Source organism: Kitasatospora sp. NPDC004723 (assembly GCF_040609255.1).
GTDB lineage: Bacteria > Actinomycetota > Actinomycetes > Streptomycetales > Streptomycetaceae > Kitasatospora.
In genome coordinates this window covers 127,161-141,620 of sequence record NZ_JBEXJT010000014.1, presented here as the reverse complement: position 1 = coordinate 141,620, position 14,460 = coordinate 127,161, and the positions used below count along the sequence as shown (strand labels likewise).

The 14,460-nt window shown below is 75.1% G+C and carries 16 protein-coding genes; 7 read left to right on the top strand and 9 right to left on the bottom strand.

Features of this window, described 5'->3' with window-relative positions; all coding sequences use genetic code 11:
• The first annotated feature begins 47 nt into the window (after window positions 1-47).
• Window positions 48-629 carry an FxsA family membrane protein gene (gene fxsA / locus ABZW10_RS16970; RefSeq protein ID WP_355365565.1) on the top strand — a complete coding sequence of 194 codons (582 nt, stop codon included), beginning with the start codon at window positions 48-50 and terminating at the stop codon, window positions 627-629.
• A 107-nt stretch (window positions 630-736) separates the two neighbouring features.
• Here the strand turns inward: fxsA and ABZW10_RS16965 are convergent, their stop codons facing one another.
• The 3 genes from ABZW10_RS16965 to ABZW10_RS16955 form a co-directional block, all read right to left on the bottom strand.
• On the bottom strand, window positions 737-1,111 hold the full coding sequence (locus tag ABZW10_RS16965) for an RNA polymerase-binding protein RbpA (protein ID WP_355365562.1): 375 nt from the start codon (window positions 1,109-1,111) through the stop codon (window positions 737-739).
• Window positions 1,112-1,400: 289 nt separating this feature from the next.
• The gene (locus ABZW10_RS16960) at window positions 1,401-2,984 is read right to left on the bottom strand and encodes a hypothetical protein (protein WP_355365559.1); all 1,584 of its coding nucleotides are present in this window, start codon (window positions 2,982-2,984) and stop codon (window positions 1,401-1,403) included.
• Between the two features lie 109 nt (window positions 2,985-3,093).
• On the bottom strand, window positions 3,094-3,288 hold the full coding sequence (locus ABZW10_RS16955; RefSeq protein WP_355365556.1) for a hypothetical protein: 195 nt from the start codon (window positions 3,286-3,288) through the stop codon (window positions 3,094-3,096).
• A 248-nt stretch (window positions 3,289-3,536) separates the two neighbouring features.
• Here ABZW10_RS16955 and ABZW10_RS16950 point away from each other — a divergent pair, with 248 nt between their 5' ends.
• The 4 genes from ABZW10_RS16950 (at window position 3,537) to ABZW10_RS16935 (ending at window position 6,573) form a co-directional block, all read left to right on the top strand.
• Window positions 3,537-3,941: an ankyrin repeat domain-containing protein gene (locus tag ABZW10_RS16950; protein ID WP_355365553.1), complete on the top strand. Its 405-nt coding sequence runs from the start codon at window positions 3,537-3,539 to the stop codon at window positions 3,939-3,941.
• A 24-nt stretch (window positions 3,942-3,965) separates the two neighbouring features.
• On the top strand, window positions 3,966-4,508 hold the full coding sequence (locus tag ABZW10_RS16945) for a GNAT family N-acetyltransferase (RefSeq protein ID WP_355365550.1): 543 nt from the start codon (window positions 3,966-3,968) through the stop codon (window positions 4,506-4,508).
• A gap of 79 nt (window positions 4,509-4,587) precedes the next feature.
• Window positions 4,588-5,664 carry a serine hydrolase domain-containing protein gene (locus ABZW10_RS16940; protein WP_355365547.1) on the top strand — a complete coding sequence of 359 codons (1,077 nt, stop codon included), beginning with the start codon at window positions 4,588-4,590 and terminating at the stop codon, window positions 5,662-5,664.
• 420 nt (window positions 5,665-6,084) lie between these two features.
• A complete protein-coding gene (locus tag ABZW10_RS16935; protein ID WP_355365544.1) occupies window positions 6,085-6,573 on the top strand; it encodes a helix-turn-helix domain-containing protein in 489 nt (162 codons plus the stop codon).
• Window positions 6,574-6,593: 20 nt separating this feature from the next.
• Here the strand turns inward: ABZW10_RS16935 and ABZW10_RS16930 are convergent, their stop codons facing one another.
• The 6 genes from ABZW10_RS16930 to ABZW10_RS16905 all read right to left on the bottom strand — a co-directional run bounded on the left by ABZW10_RS16930 (window position 6,594) and on the right by ABZW10_RS16905 (window position 13,560).
• Entirely contained in the window at window positions 6,594-8,789 is a 2,196-nt protein-coding gene (locus ABZW10_RS16930) for a tetratricopeptide repeat protein (protein ID WP_355365541.1), read from the bottom strand.
• A gap of 97 nt (window positions 8,790-8,886) precedes the next feature.
• Window positions 8,887-10,167, bottom strand: a complete 1,281-nt coding sequence (locus tag ABZW10_RS16925; RefSeq protein ID WP_355365538.1) for a hypothetical protein — start codon at window positions 10,165-10,167, stop codon at window positions 8,887-8,889.
• Window positions 10,168-10,681: 514 nt separating this feature from the next.
• Complete coding sequence (locus tag ABZW10_RS16920; protein ID WP_355365535.1) at window positions 10,682-11,353, bottom strand: vitamin K epoxide reductase family protein; 672 nt, start codon at window positions 11,351-11,353, stop codon at window positions 10,682-10,684.
• A 64-nt stretch (window positions 11,354-11,417) separates the two neighbouring features.
• Window positions 11,418-12,251 carry a thioredoxin domain-containing protein gene (locus tag ABZW10_RS16915; protein ID WP_355365532.1) on the bottom strand — a complete coding sequence of 278 codons (834 nt, stop codon included), beginning with the start codon at window positions 12,249-12,251 and terminating at the stop codon, window positions 11,418-11,420.
• A 208-nt stretch (window positions 12,252-12,459) separates the two neighbouring features.
• On the bottom strand, window positions 12,460-13,137 hold the full coding sequence (locus tag ABZW10_RS16910; RefSeq protein WP_355365529.1) for a hypothetical protein: 678 nt from the start codon (window positions 13,135-13,137) through the stop codon (window positions 12,460-12,462).
• A gap of 216 nt (window positions 13,138-13,353) precedes the next feature.
• On the bottom strand, window positions 13,354-13,560 hold the full coding sequence (locus tag ABZW10_RS16905) for a hypothetical protein (RefSeq protein WP_355365526.1): 207 nt from the start codon (window positions 13,558-13,560) through the stop codon (window positions 13,354-13,356).
• Window positions 13,561-13,696: 136 nt separating this feature from the next.
• Between ABZW10_RS16905 and ABZW10_RS16900 the strand changes: the two genes are divergently transcribed.
• Both ABZW10_RS16900 and ABZW10_RS16895 read left to right on the top strand, forming a co-directional pair.
• On the top strand, window positions 13,697-13,975 hold the full coding sequence (locus tag ABZW10_RS16900) for a hypothetical protein (protein WP_355365524.1): 279 nt from the start codon (window positions 13,697-13,699) through the stop codon (window positions 13,973-13,975).
• Window positions 13,972-14,358, top strand: coding sequence for a hypothetical protein (locus ABZW10_RS16895; RefSeq protein WP_355365521.1), 387 nt, complete (start codon window positions 13,972-13,974; stop codon window positions 14,356-14,358). The genes ABZW10_RS16900 and ABZW10_RS16895 overlap by 4 nt, the downstream gene beginning before the upstream one ends.
• Window positions 14,359-14,460 lie beyond the last annotated feature (102 nt).

Below are 14,460 nucleotides of genomic sequence, written 5' to 3'. Positions count from 1 at the left end.
GACCTCCCGTGCGGCGCGCAGAGCACCGCCTGGAGTGGATTCGTACCGTGACCCAGCAAGCTTCCCCCGCCCGTCCGGCACCGCGCTCGAAGCTGCGGCGGGTGCTGCCGCTGCTGCTGACCGCCTGGCTGGTGCTGGAGATCTGGCTGCTGGTCCAGGTCGGCTCGTGGCTGGGCGGCCTGACCGTGGTGCTGCTGCTGATCGCCGGCGCGGTGATCGGCGGCTCGCTGATCAAGCGGGCCGGCGCGCGGGCGCTGTCGGCGGCCTTCGAGCAGACCCGCGACCCGAAGTCCAAGCAGCCGCAGACCGGGACCAGCCTGACCGTGCTGGCCGGCCTGCTGCTGATCCTGCCCGGCTTCCTCTCGGACGCCCTGGCACTGACCCTGCTGTTCCCGCCGACCCGCGTGCTGTGGCGGGCGGCCGGGCGCCGGGTGGCCGACAAGGCGCTGCGCTCCACCGCGGGCGTCGGCACCGACCCGCTCGCGGACGCGATGCGGCTGCAGGAGCAGCTGCGCATCCACCGCCCGGACGGCAAGGTGATCCAGGGCGAGGTGGTCGAGCCGGGCGATGGCCCGCAGGCCGGCCCGCAGGGTCTGGACACCACCTACCGCCCGCCGATCAACGGCTGACCGCGGGCCGGGCCGCCCGAACCGGGTGGCCCGGCCCGGCAACGCGAAAGGGACCCTGGTGACCAGGGTCCCTTTTCGCGTGCTCCCGCCGGCGGGCGGGAGCGGGGTCAGGCGCTCTTGCGGGTGTCCCGCGGGTGCACCGCGAGGTTCATCCCACCGGACCGGAGAACGGCCAGCCGCTCGGCCAGCACCTCCTCCAGCTCCTCGCGCGTCCGACGCTCCATCAGCATGTCCCAATGGGTGCGCGTCGGCTTCACCTTCTTCTCCTCCGGCTCGTCGCCGTCGAGAAGTGCCGCCTCCTGGCCACAGAAACGGCATTCCCAGGTCGCGGGGATCTCCGCCTCGACCGAGAAGGGAACCTCGAATCGGTGTCCGTTCTGACATGCGTACTCGACGGTCTGGCGGGGAGCCAGGTCGATACCGCGGTCGGTCTCGTAGCTAGTGGCCCCGAGTCGCGTGCCGCGGAGAGCTCGCTCGCTCATGAATCGTGCCTCCCGGGCTTATGGCCCACAGGACTAGTGGTCGCTGTTCTTCGTCGTTCGGTTAACGCTCGGCTTCCGACGAAGATTCCCGTCCCGGGACATGCGTCGTCTGTCGTGCCGCCCCTGTTTGTACCCACCGGCGCCCGATTTGTCACATCTGGCCGGTGATATCACCCCAGGTGTCACCTATTTCACATCTGGTGATCGATCGGCCGTTCCTGGACGAGCCTACCGGGACGGGGGGTGGCGGTGTGCGCCGCCCCTCCCCGTCCGGGTGCCGGCCGGGCGATCAGGCGAGCGGGCGGAAGCGTAGCGCGCCCGGGCCCTTGGCGAGGTCCACCCCGGCGTGCGGCCCGGCGGCGGGCTCGGCCGGGGCGGGCGCCTCGGTGCGGGTGTCGCGGTGCGGCAGCAGGGCGATCACCGCGTCCCGCAGCGCCGCCGGGGCGTCCTCGTCCAGCGGATCGACGGTGGCCGGGACCTGGAGGCGGACCGGGGCGCCGGTGCCGATCCGGGCGTAGCCGCGCCCGGCGGGGGCCTGGGCGGCGGGCACGATGTCCAGCGGCACGCCGAGCGCCGCGTGGCCCTCCTCGGGGCCGGCCGGGCCGAGCACCACCCGGGCCCGGGTGGTGGCCCGCACGCTGGGGGAGATCCGGTCCCGGGCCTCGACGTCGTCGGCGACCACCACGGTCACCCGGGCGGCCCGGCCGTGCCGCAGCGGCAGCTCCAGCAGGTCCTGCGGGTCCGGGCGGCCCTCGGCGTGGGCCAGCTCGCTCAGCTCGGTGGGGTGGTCGAGCAGCAGCCACAGCGGCCGGGAGACGTCCTCCGGCGGGGCGGTGCCGGCGTGCCGGGCGGCGTTCAGCACGGTGAGCCGGCGCTCGGTCTCGCCGGCCGCCCACTGCAGCGCGGCCAGCGCGCCGTGCAGGCTGGTCTCCACCGTGTGCACCCCGGGCCGGTTGACCAGGCAGGCGTGCTCGCCGGTCCCGGCGCCGTCGATCACCACCAGGTCGGCGAACGGCAGGGCCTGCAGTGCCACCGAGCGGATCAGGCTGGAGGTGCCGTAGCCGCTGACGCCGAGCGCCAGCAGGTGCGGCTCGGCCGAGCGCGGGCCGGTGCGCCAGACCACCGGCGGCTGCTGGGCGAGCGCCCCGCCCTGGTGCACCGGGATGGTGCGGGCGCTGCCGTTCTCGTCGGTGAAGCCGAGCACGATCTCGCCCGGGGCCGCCACGAACCGCTGGGCGGCGATGTCCGTCGGCAGCGGCGCCAGGGCGGCGATCCGCAGCTTGTTGGACTCCTCGTCCCAGTCGAAGCGGTACTCCCGGGCCCGGCCGGCCTTGCCCTGGACGACCTGCTCGATCCGGGCGCGGGCGGCCGGCTCGGTGTCGGTGAAGTAGGGCGGGTAGGCGATCTCCAGCCGGGCCAGCCGGCCCTCGGCGTCGAACTCCCACCCGGAGAAGACGTCCCGGTAGCCGCCCTCGTGGTGGTAGAGCGGGCCGAACCCCTCCGGCCCGGCCAGGTACGGGGTGAGTGCGGCGTACAGCGCGGTGAGCTTGACGTCGGCGACGTCCGGCTCGGGCGCGGCGGGCGGGGCCTTGGGCGCGCGGCCCGTCCAGGCGGCGCTGGCCATCAGGGCGATCAGCGCGAACAGCAGGCCGTGCGGCAGCAGGTAGATCCCGGTCAGCATCGCGGCGGTCAGGAAGAGCGTCGGGCCGCGCCGGTCCTTGGGGGTGCTCCGCCAGCGCTCCTTGGCCCAGGCGGTGTGGTGGCGCAGCCCGCGGCCGATCACGGTGAGCGGCGCGAACATGTCGGAGGCGTGGTCGCCGGCCGTGCGGACGAGGTCGCGGCCCTTGCTGAGGTGGTGGCGGTTGAGCGGCATTCCTGGCTCCCCGGGCGAGTGGGACGGTCGGTGGGAAGGGCTTGCGGCAACGGCCGGGCCCGGGCGGTGGGATCCGCGCCCGGGCCCGGGGGGTGTCTCGGAGAACGCGCTAGAACTTGATGCCGCCGAGCAGGCCGGCGAGGCTGGCGCCGCCGGCGGTGATGCTCGGTGCGATCGAGGAGCCGGCGACGTAGAAGCCGAAGAGGGCGCAGACGAGGGCATGGGAGACCTTGAGTCCGTCCCTGCGGAAGAAGAGGAAGGCGATGGTGCCGAACAGGACGATGCCGGAAATCGAGAGGATCACGAGCTGCTCCTCGGGGGAGGGTGCGGGGACGGTGCCACGGAAAGTGCCACAATCGTGACAAAAGGTAATAGAGGATGGAACGGGGCAAATGGGTGGTTTACCGGACTTGCCGCTCCCGTCCGGAAAGTTCCTCCGAACGGCCGCGCGGCCCTCGCGCCCGCGCGGCGTGCGCTAGCGTGCGTCCGGCGCGACACCGACCACCCCCGACGGGCCCCCGCGCGGGCGCGTCCCCGGAGAAAGGCCCCGAGATGACCGACACCCCCGACGCCGATGTGATCGCCCTGGCCGGCAAGCTGTTCGACGCCGCCCGGGCCGGCGACACCGCCACCCTCGCCGCGTACGTCGACGCCGGCGCCCCGGCCAACCTCACCAACGACCGCGGCGACACCCTGCTGATGCTCGCCGCCTACCACGGCCACGCCGCCACCGTCACCGCCCTGGTGGAGCGCGGCGCCGACCCGAACCGGGCCAACGACCGCGGCCAGACCCCGCTCGCCGGGGCCGTCTTCAAGGGCGGTGACGACGTGCTCGACGCCCTGCTCGCCGCCGGCGCCGACCCCGCCGCGGGCACTCCGTCCGCCGTCGACACCGCCCGGATGTTCGGCAAGGAGGCGCTGGTCGCCCGCTTCGAGGGCCGCCCCGAGGCGGGCTGAGCCCGGGCCGTACGCTTGACCACCATGGAGAGCACCACCAACGGCGGAACCTTCGTGCGCGACGCGAAGGGCGGCAGCACAGAGATCCGGATCACCGGCTTCGGCCACCCCGACGCCCAGCTCCTCGCGGCCGAGGTGCAGCAGGAGTACGTGCGTCGGTACGGCGAGGCCGACCTCACCGAGCTGCACCCCGAGCACTTCGACCCGCCGGCCGGGCTCTTCCTGGTCGCCTACCTGGACGGCGAGCCGGTCGCCTGCGGCGGCTGGCGGGCCAAGCAGGCCGAGCCGTTCGGCATCCGCGCCACCGACGCCGAGCTGAAGCGGATGTTCGTCCGGCCGGTGGCCCGCGGCCGGGGGCTGGCCCGGGTGGTGCTGCGCCACCTGGAGCGGACCGCCGCCGAGGCCGGGCGCACCCGGTTCATCCTGGAGACCGGCACCGAGCAGCCGGAGGCCGTCGCCCTGTACACCTCCGAGGGCTACACGGCGATCGAGAAGTTCGGCCTCTACCGCGAGCACGAGCAGAGCATCTGCCTCGGCAAGGAGTTCGGCGGCGCGCCCGCCGTCTGACCCGGGCTCCGGACGGGTAGCCTCCCGACGGGTCCGAGGGGCCCGCTCGGGAGGGACCGCGGGACAGGGGGCGGCACGCATGACCGGATCGGTGCGACCCGCCCCGCTCGCCGAACTCGCGGCCCCCGGCGGTCCGTTGGAACGACTGGTCGCGACCGGGCTGCGGACCGCCGGGACCGGCGGCGTCTGGTCGGTCGGCGACGCGGACGGCGTCCGGGGCCGCGGCCGGGTCGGCGTTCTCGGCCGAGGCCCGTGCGGTGAGCGGCTCATGGACCACGACACGGTCTTCGACCTGGCCAGCGTCACCAAGATCGTCGCGCTCTGGCCGTGCGCCGGCGCCCTGTGGCAGGCCGGCCGCCTTCCGCTGGACCGGCCCGTCGGCGAGTACTGGCCGCCGGCCGGGGGCCGCCCCGCCGGAATGCTGACGGCCCGTCAACTCCTGACCCATACCGCGGGACTGCCGCTGCGCACCCGGTTCGCCGAACTCTACGGGACCGACCCGGCGGCGATCCTGTCCGGGGTGCTCGCCGCCCCGCTGCACCGTCCGCCCGGCGCCGCCGTCGAGTACACCGACCGGGCCGCCGTGCTGCTCGGCCACCTGGTCGAGTCCCTGGCCGGCGCGCCGCTCGACGAACTCGCCGCCCGGCAGACCTGGCGACCGCTCGGCATGACGGACACCCGCTACGGCCCGCTCGGCCCGGAACCCGCCGACCGCACCGCCCCCACCGCGTACGAGGCGACGGTCGGCGCGGTGCTGCGCGGCGTCGTCCACGACCCCTCGGCCCGGCTGCTCGGCGGCGTCTCCGGCAACGCCGGCGCCTTCTCCACCGCCCGTGACCTGGAACGCTTCCTCGCCGCGCTGCTCGCCCCGCCCGCCGGGGCGGCGCCACCGTGGGGCGAGCCGTGGATCGCCGAATCGCTGCGGGTGCAGACCGGTGGGCTGGCGCCCGCCCGCGGCCTGTCCTGGCTCTGCGCCGCCGGAACCGACCCCGCCGAGGGCACGTTCGTCCACTACGGCTTCACCGGCACCGGCGTCTGGGTCTCCCGCCGCCGCGGCCGCTGGGCGCTGCTGCTCACCAACAAGGTGCACTACGACCGGGACTTCCGGCCGCTCACCGACCTGCGCAACGCCTTCCGCCGGGCGGTCTTCGGTTAGGCCTGCGGCGAAAGGCGTCCGCCGGGAATTCCGTGGGCCTTTCGGACGATGCTTCACGCCATTGACGGGGGCGGCGCCGAGGGGCATGCTGATCCCTGTTGCGGGACTATTGCGCAAGGCTGTCACCGATATTTCCGACGCCCCGGGGGAAGGGCGCCGGAAACAGGGCCGGAAGACCCCCAGATTTCTGGGGGGTGAATCCGCTCCGGCCTCTCGGGGGGTGTCGGCCGCTCCGCCTCGGCCGGGATCGGCCGAGGTCAGCGCCGTTCTGCCCGGAGGAACACGGCCCGGGCGGCGGCGACCGTGAGTTTCCAGGGCAGCGCACGATTTCAGGAATGCGGTGATTCCATGGTGGTCCAGAACTCCGCCGGCGACCGGCGCCGGACCTTCCCGGGTGGCGGTCGGGAGTTATTTGCGGGAGTGTCCGACAAGGCCGCTCGGCCGGATTCGGAAGCGGCCCGCGCGGAATTGGCGGGCGAGGAGTTCGGAACGGCGCTGCGGCGGCTGCGGCTGGAGCGCGGACTGTCGATGCGGGCGCTCGCCCAGCGGCTCGGCTACAGCGCGCACAGCGTCTTCTCCGACATCGAGGCCGGCCGCCGGATCCCCTCAGAGTCGCTGACCGGCTCCTACGAGGAGTGCTTCGGCCTGCCGCCGGGCACGCTGCTGCCGCTGCGCCGGCGCGCCCTGGCCGACCGGGCCCGCCGGCTGACCGACCGCCCGGCGGTCGCCGCAGCGCCGTCGGCACCGGCCCCGCCGTCCCCGCCCGTGCCGCCGGAGCCCGCCCGGACGGTCCCCGGCGGCGGTCCGCACCGGCCGGCCGCGCCCGACTCGGTGCTGGACGCCGCCGCCCGGCTCGCCGTCGCGGTCCTCTCCCGCACCCGCGTCGTGGTCGACCGCTGGCGCGGGTGAGGAACGCGACGGGCTCGCCGTCAGCCGGTGGTCGCGGCGCGCCGGGCCAGGCACTCGGCGCGGGCGGCGAGCACGTCCTCGTCGTCCGGGAGCAGCGCGGCGGCGATGTCCAGGTCGGCCAGCGCCGCCTCCCAGCGGTCCGTGCGCAGCAGTACGTAGGCGCGGTTGTAGCGCACCAGCGGATCCCCGGGCGCGAGGCTGACGGCGTGCTGGAGGTCCGCCAGTGCGGCCTCCGGCTCGCCCGCCCGGTAGGCGGCCCCGGCGCGCCCGCAGAGCGCGGGCAGCAGGTCCGGATCGGTGCTCAGCGCCCGGTCGAAGGCCTCGATCGCCGAGCGCTGGTCGTCCTGCTCGGCGTGCACCCGGCCCAGCACCGCCAGCAGGTGGGCGTTCCCGGGGGCCAGCGCCAGGCCGGCCAGGGCGTCGCGCTCGGCCCCCGCCACATCGCCCTCGTCCAGCAGCAGCCCGGCCCGGTTGACGTAGGCGTCGACGAAGCTCGGGTCCAGCACCAGGACGTAGCCGAAGTCGTCGAGCGCGCCCTCGACGTCGCCGAGCGAGCAGCGCACGTCGCCGCGGTTGTAGTACACCTCGGGGAACGGCGGGCCGAGCCGCAGCGCCGTCTCGTACGCGGCCAGGGCGCCCTCCTCGTCGCCGCGCCGGCGCAGCAGGTTGCCGAGGTCGAAGTGGTACTCGGGGTAGTTCGGGTCGCTGTCGATGACGGACCGCAGGTCGGCGAGCGCCTCGTCGAGCCGGCCGAGGCCGGTCAGCACGGTGGAGCGGTTGTGCCGCAGCACCGAGCGGTGCAGGCCGTGCTCGTCCGCGCCGAGGTCCCGGTCGAGCTCCGCCAGCCCGGCGGTGACCAGGTCGAGCGCGGCCTGCGGGCGGCCGCGGTGCGCCTCGATGAGGGCCAGGCCGTTGTTGTGGAAGACGGTGTTGAAGGCGCGTTGGCGCGGGTCCGGCAGCAGTGAGGCGATGGCGATGGCCTGGTTGATCCAGGCGACCGCCCGCTCGTGGTCGCGGCGGTCCGGGGAGCGGTGCCGGGTGTAGAGCATCGCGGTCGCGTACGCGCACTGCAGGTGGGCGGTCGGGTCGACGGAGTGGACCCGGACCTCCTGGCAGACCGCCTCGGCCTCGTCGGCGCGCCCGAGGGCGGACAGCGAGGTGGGCATCTTGCCGGTGAAGTGCCACCAGGCCTGCGGGAACGCGACCGGGTCGAGGTGGGAGCGGCCGCGGCGGCAGAACTCCAGGCTGGCGTGGTAGAAGCCGAGCAGCATGCAGGCGTCCATCGCCTTGGCGAGGGCCGGCAGGCCGGCGCCGCCCACGTCGGTGCCGTGCTCCAGGTGGTAGGGGAGGGCGCCGAGGTCGAGCGAGGGCTCGCCGAGCGCGGCCAGCTCCGCGGCCCGCCGGTCGTGCAGCTCGCGGCGCTCCCGTACGGGCAGCGCCCGGTAGCCGGCCAGGACGGCCGGGTCGTCGTCGGTGCCGTCCGCGGCCACGTAGCGGGCGGCGAGGGCGCCTGGGTCGGTCCCGCGCTGCGGCTCGTCCTGCGGCTCGTCCTGCGGTTCGTCGTTCGGGGCGGCCGGGGCCTCGACCAGGGCGCAGTACCGGGTCAGCACCTCGGGCAGGTTCTCGCCGAGCGGCGTGCCGGCCTCCACCGCCCGGTCCACGGGCAGCGGGTCGAGCAGCGCGGCGGTCCCGCCCGCGACCACGGTCAGCAGCGCCGGGTCGGTGCGGCGGAGCAGGACGGAGAGGAACTCCAGGTCGGTCGGGTCGGCGTGGTCGAGGTCCTCGAGGACCAGGGCGTGCGGTCCGTCGGCCCGCCGGGTCAGCAGCTCGGTCAGGAACTCCTGGAGGCCGTGGGCGATGCGCAGCGTCCGCCAGCGCGAGTAGAACCTGGTCCGCTCCTGCGGGACGGCCAGCGAGGTCAGCGTCTCCCGGTCGGCCGGCACCCGCTCGCGCAGCTCCGGCGCGGCGGTCAGCAGCTCCACCTGGTGCGCGGCGACCAGCTCCGGCCAGCGCTCCGCCGCCGCGGGCACCACGGCGCGCAGCACCGTACCGGCCGCCGTGTACGGCCCGCGCAGCCGGCGGTGCGCGGAGACCTCGGGCAGCCCGGGCAGCAGCGGCGCCGGCAGTGCCAGCGCGGCGCGGGCGGCGGCGCGGTCGCGGCGCAGGCTCCCGGTCACCAGGACGTGGTGGCCGGATCCGGTGGGCGGTGTGGACATCGGACCTCCAGGGGCGGCGGGACGGGAGCGGGCGGGACGGGAGGGGCGGGAGCGGGGCGGGAGGGGGCTGGATCGCGGGGCGGAGGGCGGCGCGGGATCACGGGGCCGCCGGGAGCGCGTCGGGGACGGCCGCCGCGCGCCGGGCCCGCCGCTCGCGCAGGTACAGCGCGGTGGAGACGGCGAGTTCACCGACGGTCAGGAAGAGGAAGACGATGCTGTCGGCCAGCCCGGCCCAGCGGTGGCCGCCGCCCGCGGACAGCTGGTCGAGCACCGACCGGGACGCCCTGGTCACGATCGGGGGCAGGTTGACCGCCAGCGTCGCCAGGGCAGTCGCGTAGCCGAGCGCCATCAGCACCGAGTACCAGCGCGCCACCGCGCGGTCCCGGGGGTGCCAGCCCTCCGGGTCGTAGGGGGCCGGGCGGCCGCGCAGCCGCGCCCAGCGGTCGGCGAGCAGTTGCTTGGCGGTGGTGTGCAGGTCCACGCAGCCGAGGACGGTGACGACGAGGTAGTACCCGTCGGTGCGCAGGAAGAAGAGGGCCTGCCAGATCACCCGCAGCACGGTGGAGTAGGCCAGGCCCAGTGCGACGCCGCCGGCCGCCGACAGTGCGCCGTCGGAGTGCCGGGTGCCGGCCGCGACCAGCGTCAGCACGGCCAGGACGCCCAGATCGGCGAGCACCCCGGCGAGCATCGGCAGGATCCGGCGCCGGCGGTCCACCGTGACCAGGCCGTCGAGCTCGGTCTGCACCACCACGAAGTAGAGCCGCCGGCCCACCGACAGCCGGGACGGCAGGCCCAGCCGGCGGCCGGCCAGCGCGTGCGCGGCCTCGTGCACCAGGATCAGCGGCGCCTGGGCCACGAACATCACGATGACCAGCACCGACAGGTACGGGGTGAAGAACAGGTGCCGGTAGCCGGGGACCAGTTCGGGCGAGCGGGCCAGGACGACCACCGAACCGGCCAGCAGCGCCAGGTAGAGCGCGGCGCCGACGGGGGAGAACACCGCACGGCCCAGCCGCTGCCAGCGCACCGGCGCGGGCGGTGGCGCGGGCGCCTGGTCGGGGTCGCGCAGGAAGCCCAGCTCGCCGAGGTCGGTGACGAACTCCGCGATGTCGACCGTCTCGCCGTAGCTCCGGGCGTACCACCGGGCCGCCTCGGCGGGTTCGGCGCCGTCGACCAGCCGCCGCAGCAGGGCGGCGCCGTCGGCGGGCAGTACGACGAAGGTGCCCTCGTCGAGCCGGCCGACCGTCACTTCGTCGCCCTCCGACTGGAAGACCAGCGGGTGGAAGGCCAACGGGCTTGCTCCGTGCGGCTGTTCGGAGGCGGGGTGGTCGTCGCTCGCCGGTCCGGGCGGCGGTGCGGTGGCAGGCCGGTCTGGCATCGCTCCTCCAAGCGGATCGCCGGGCACGGGTCGTCGGCGCGCCTGGTCCTCGGCGCGGTTCGCGGGTGCGGTTCGCGGGCATGGCCGGTGGGCTCGGCCGGTGGGCGCGGGCCACCGGCGGCGGGCGGGGATCTGGAACGCCCGCCGCCGGGGTCGTAGCGCTCGGGACTAGGCCGGGAGCACCACGGGCGGCCAGGTCGGGCCACAGGGCCCGCCGCCGTAGAGCGAGGCGCCGCTGGTCAGACGGACGGAGCCCGCCTTGCGAATGGCGATCTTCTTCATGAAGGTCACCTCCTCTCACCGGGTGTAGGGACGACGGTGCCCCCGGACCGGACCCGGCCGCCGCAGCTGCGGCCGACCCGGATCCGTCGGGGACACGTCATCTCTAGCAGGGGAGGAGGCCTGTACTCGATGCCTCGCGAACACTTCGGGTCCAGGACGAGAACTGGTCGCGTACGGGGTCGCGAACGCCGTACGGATCGGCGAACCGGCGGACCGTCCGGGTGGCGCGGCGTCAGATCAGCGTGGACCAGTACGACCAGAACCGGTTGAGGACCAGCAGCGCGATCACCGCCGCCCACAGCACCGGCAGTGCCCAGTGGTAGCGGGCCGCCTCCCGGACCACCGGCCGCAGCCGCGGCCCGACCGGGATCACCCCGGAGCGCAGGTTGTGCAGCGTGGTGTACCAGAACAGCGCCACCACCGTCGCCCAGACCACCATGCAGTACGGGCAGAGCGCGCCGATGTCGTACAGCGCCTGGTCGATCAGCCAGTGCACGAAGCCCACCCCGAACAGCGTCCCCGCCTGCAGACCGAGCCAGAACCACCGGCGGTACGCGGCCCCCGCCAGCAGCCCGGCACCGACCGCCGCCAGCGCGCCGAACGCGGCCAGCCCGAGCAGCGGGTTGGGGAAGCCGAACACCTCGGCCTGGTCGGTGCGCATCACCGACCCGCAGCTGATCACCGGGTTGAGGTTGCAGCTCGGGATGTAGGAGGGGTCCTCCAGGATGCGGAGCTTGTCGAAGGTCAGCACGGCCGAGGCGGCCAGCCCGATCAGGGCGGCGATCAGGAGGAAGACCGAGAACGCGCGGCCCGCGCCGATCGGCGCCGAACCGGGCGCGGCCGGCGCGGGGGAGGCGGGGCGGGAGGACGGGGAGGAGGGGGGCAGAGCGGTCGATGCGGTCATGGCAGAGCACTCCGTGGGTGAGGAAGGGGCCGGCCCGGCCGGGAATCGGCCGGGCCGGTGGTGCTCACTGCAAGCCCGCGGCCTGCTTCACCTGGGCGGTGAACTGCTCCGGCGTCATCGCGCGGTTGCCGCTGAATAGGGTGAGCGGCTTGCCGTCCACCTTCACCGTCGGGGTCCCGGTCACCCCGCTGTCGTTGAACGCGTCCGCGACCTTCTTCGCCCACGGCGCGTACGTCCGGTCGGTGACCGCCTTGACGAACGCGTCCGACTTCAGCCCCGGCACCTGGTCGGCCAGCTGCAGCAGGTGGTTGACGTCGCCGAAACCGTCCTCGCGCTCGTCCGGCTGGTTGGCGTACAGCACGTCGTGGTAGGCCTTGAACTTGTCCACGCCCTCGTTCACCGCCGCGCCGATCGCGGCCAGCGCGGTGCGCGAGCCCTTCCCACCGAGGTTCTTGTCCAGGAACGCGGCCAGGTGGTACTCGACCTTGACGGTGCCGTCGTCCGCCAGCTTCTTGATGGTGTCGCCGTTGGTGGCCTCGAAGGTCTTGCAGACCGGGCAGCGGAAGTCCTCGAACACCTGGAGGGTGTGTGCGGCGTCGGGCTTGCCGTAGGTGATCACGGTGCCGTCCGGGCCGGAGGTGTTGGCCGGCACCACCAGCGCGGTCGGCTCGGCCGCGGTCGAGGAGGACTTGTTGTCGCCGGCCATGCTGATCGCGAGCGCGGTGCCGCCGACCAGGGCGAGCGCGACGACGGCCGAGACGCCGACGACGATCCGCTGGCGGCGCTTGGCGGCCTGCTTCTCCTGGCGCTGGGCCTCCTGGATGCGCTCGCGGGCGCTGATCTTCTGGGCCTGCTTGCGGGAGGGCTTCTGGGAGGGCTTCTGGGTGGGCTGAGCCATGCTCGGTCAACTCCGTATTGGGGGCGCGCAACAGGGCGCACGGGGGTGTCCCGCTCCGGCGCGCGGCACGGCGTGCTCGGCACGGGCGCGCGGGGTCGGAGGGGTGACTGGACGGGAGGCGGAGTCGTGCGCCGCCCGCCGCGGGCCCACGGAGGACCGGCCGTCGCTTCTTCGGACTTCGGGCGAGGGGCCGGGTTTCAGGGGCTCGTCAGCAGGCAGGCGCGAGCAGCGGCGGGCCGCGGCGCGGCGCCGGGCTCAGCACCACGTCCTCGCGGCGCGGGCGGCGGCGGTCCGAGACCGGCAGCGGCACCCGCAGCACCGGCCGGGCCGGCGCCGGGACGAGCAGCAGGACCAGCGCCCGCAGCGGCGCGGCGACGGCCTGGCGCAGCGCGCGCAGCGCCCGCCCGAGGCTCGACAGGGCGGCGTCCCCGAGCCGCAGCCAGGCGGCGGCGGCCAGCGCGATCACCAGGTGCACCAGCAGGAGCAGTACCTGGGTGGCGGCGGGTGCCAGCCGTCCGGAATGGCCCAACTGGCCGTAGAACAGCGACGATCCGTCCACCGAGCCGCCACCGCAGACCAGCAGGTTCATGCCGCGGGCCGGCAGGTCGCCGCCGAGGACCGGACCACAGCTGGTCTGGCCCAGGTTGAAGGTCGTGTTGAGCAGCAGTTCGACCGGGACCATCACGGCCGCGATCTGCGACAGCCGCCGTTCCCCGCCGGCCAGCGCGGCCGACACCAGGAAGACGACGGCGGTGGCCATCCCGACCAGTGCGAGCGGCAGCGGACGGCCGGTGATGAGGACCTGGCCCAGCGCGGACAGCGGCACGGCGAGCGCGGTGAACACCGCGGCCCGCAGGGCCCTCGTCGCGTGGGTGGAGGTCGTCATCACGTTCGGGAGTATGTCACGGCGTTTACATCGGGCACGAGGGTGCGTCCCCGGGTACGGCCGGATCCGGGCACAGGTTGTCCCGCAGCGGTCGTGTGTTCGGGGATCGGGGGTGGGGAGTTCACCGCGGCGATGGGTTTGACGGGGCGCGGGTCGGGTGAAGGGCCGTCAGGCCCTGACGGGGGTGGTGGGACGGTCCGACAATCGGGCGATGGACTACGCCCTTGGCCCGGGGCCGACGGCGCCGCCGCGGCCGTGGCCGCCGTGGCCGCCTTGGCCCTGGCCGTGGCACTGCCCGTCGCCGTCGCCGTCGGCCCCGCCGCCCTCGCCCTCGCCGACGTCGACGTCGCCTGTTGTGTCGACCGCCGCGCCGACTCCATCCCCGGACCCCTCGCCGGCCCCCTCGCCCTCGCCGCTGTCCACACCCGCTCCGCCTTCGCCGGCGGTGCCGACCTCCCCGACCTCCCCGACCTCCCCGGCCGCCCTGGCCCCCTCACCGCCCCCGCCCCCGCCGCACGCGGTGAAACCGCCCCCGCCCCCACCGCGCGCCCCGATCACCGTGGAAGCGGTCCCGCCCGTCCGGCCACCGGCCCCCGCCCCGGTGCAGGCCTCGCCGAGCTGGACGGCGCAACCCCCGCCCCCGGCGCCGCCGCCCGCCCCCGGCCCGACGGCCACCGTCGCGGTGGTCGCCGCGGCGCCCCCGCCGCCCGCCGCACCGCCCGCCGGCGAGCTCGACCCGACCGCCTGGACGGCCGTGCTCGTCCTCACCGTCCTCCTCCCGGCCGCCCTCGCGGCGGCCCTGGGCCACCACCGCACGACCTCCCGGAGCCGCCGATGAACCCCGCCCCCCTGCTGAGCGCCGCCGCGTGCGTGACCGTCGCCGTCGGCGCCCTCGCCATCGCCCACCGGGTGCGCCCGGCCGTTCCCGAGGGCGAACTCCCGCCCGAACCCCACCCCGTGCTCTCCAGCATCGGCTCCGGTCTGCTGTCCGGCTTCATCCTGCTCACCGGCTTCCTGGTCGCCACCGGCTGGGCCGCCCGCACCACCGGCACCGTCCCACCCCGGGGCCTCTACCTCGCCGACCTCGCCGCCGGCACCGCCGTCCTCCTCTACCCCGCCCTCGCCAGCCTCCCCTTCACCACCCGCTACACCACCGCGGTCGTCTTCTTCGCCGCCCTCGTCGGCTACACCATGTCCCTCGCCGTCCAACTCCGCCCCTGACCCGCTCCCAGCGGCCCGGCGCGGCCCGGAGAGTCAGCTGCGCCGACTTCTCGATCCGGCGCCGCTGTGCGGGGCTCCGGCGCCAGGTGTCGGCGGGCAGGT

Excerpts from the sequence above, each read along its gene's own strand:
- ABZW10_RS16965 (WP_355365562.1), bottom strand. The coding sequence starts at position 1,111 with ATGAGCGAGCGAGCTCTCCGCGGCACGCGACTCGGGGCCACTAGCTAC.
- ABZW10_RS16960 (WP_355365559.1), bottom strand. The coding sequence starts at position 2,984 with ATGCCGCTCAACCGCCACCACCTCAGCAAGGGCCGCGACCTCGTCCGC.
- ABZW10_RS16950 (WP_355365553.1), top strand. The coding sequence starts at position 3,537 with ATGACCGACACCCCCGACGCCGATGTGATCGCCCTGGCCGGCAAGCTG.
- ABZW10_RS16945 (WP_355365550.1), top strand. The coding sequence starts at position 3,966 with ATGGAGAGCACCACCAACGGCGGAACCTTCGTGCGCGACGCGAAGGGC.
- ABZW10_RS16940 (WP_355365547.1), top strand. The coding sequence starts at position 4,588 with ATGACCGGATCGGTGCGACCCGCCCCGCTCGCCGAACTCGCGGCCCCC.
- ABZW10_RS16930 (WP_355365541.1), bottom strand. The coding sequence starts at position 8,789 with ATGTCCACACCGCCCACCGGATCCGGCCACCACGTCCTGGTGACCGGG.
- ABZW10_RS16925 (WP_355365538.1), bottom strand. The coding sequence starts at position 10,167 with ATGCCAGACCGGCCTGCCACCGCACCGCCGCCCGGACCGGCGAGCGAC.
- ABZW10_RS16920 (WP_355365535.1), bottom strand. The coding sequence starts at position 11,353 with ATGACCGCATCGACCGCTCTGCCCCCCTCCTCCCCGTCCTCCCGCCCC.
- ABZW10_RS16915 (WP_355365532.1), bottom strand. The coding sequence starts at position 12,251 with ATGGCTCAGCCCACCCAGAAGCCCTCCCAGAAGCCCTCCCGCAAGCAG.
- ABZW10_RS16910 (WP_355365529.1), bottom strand. The coding sequence starts at position 13,137 with ATGACGACCTCCACCCACGCGACGAGGGCCCTGCGGGCCGCGGTGTTC.
- ABZW10_RS16895 (WP_355365521.1), top strand. The coding sequence starts at position 13,972 with ATGAACCCCGCCCCCCTGCTGAGCGCCGCCGCGTGCGTGACCGTCGCC.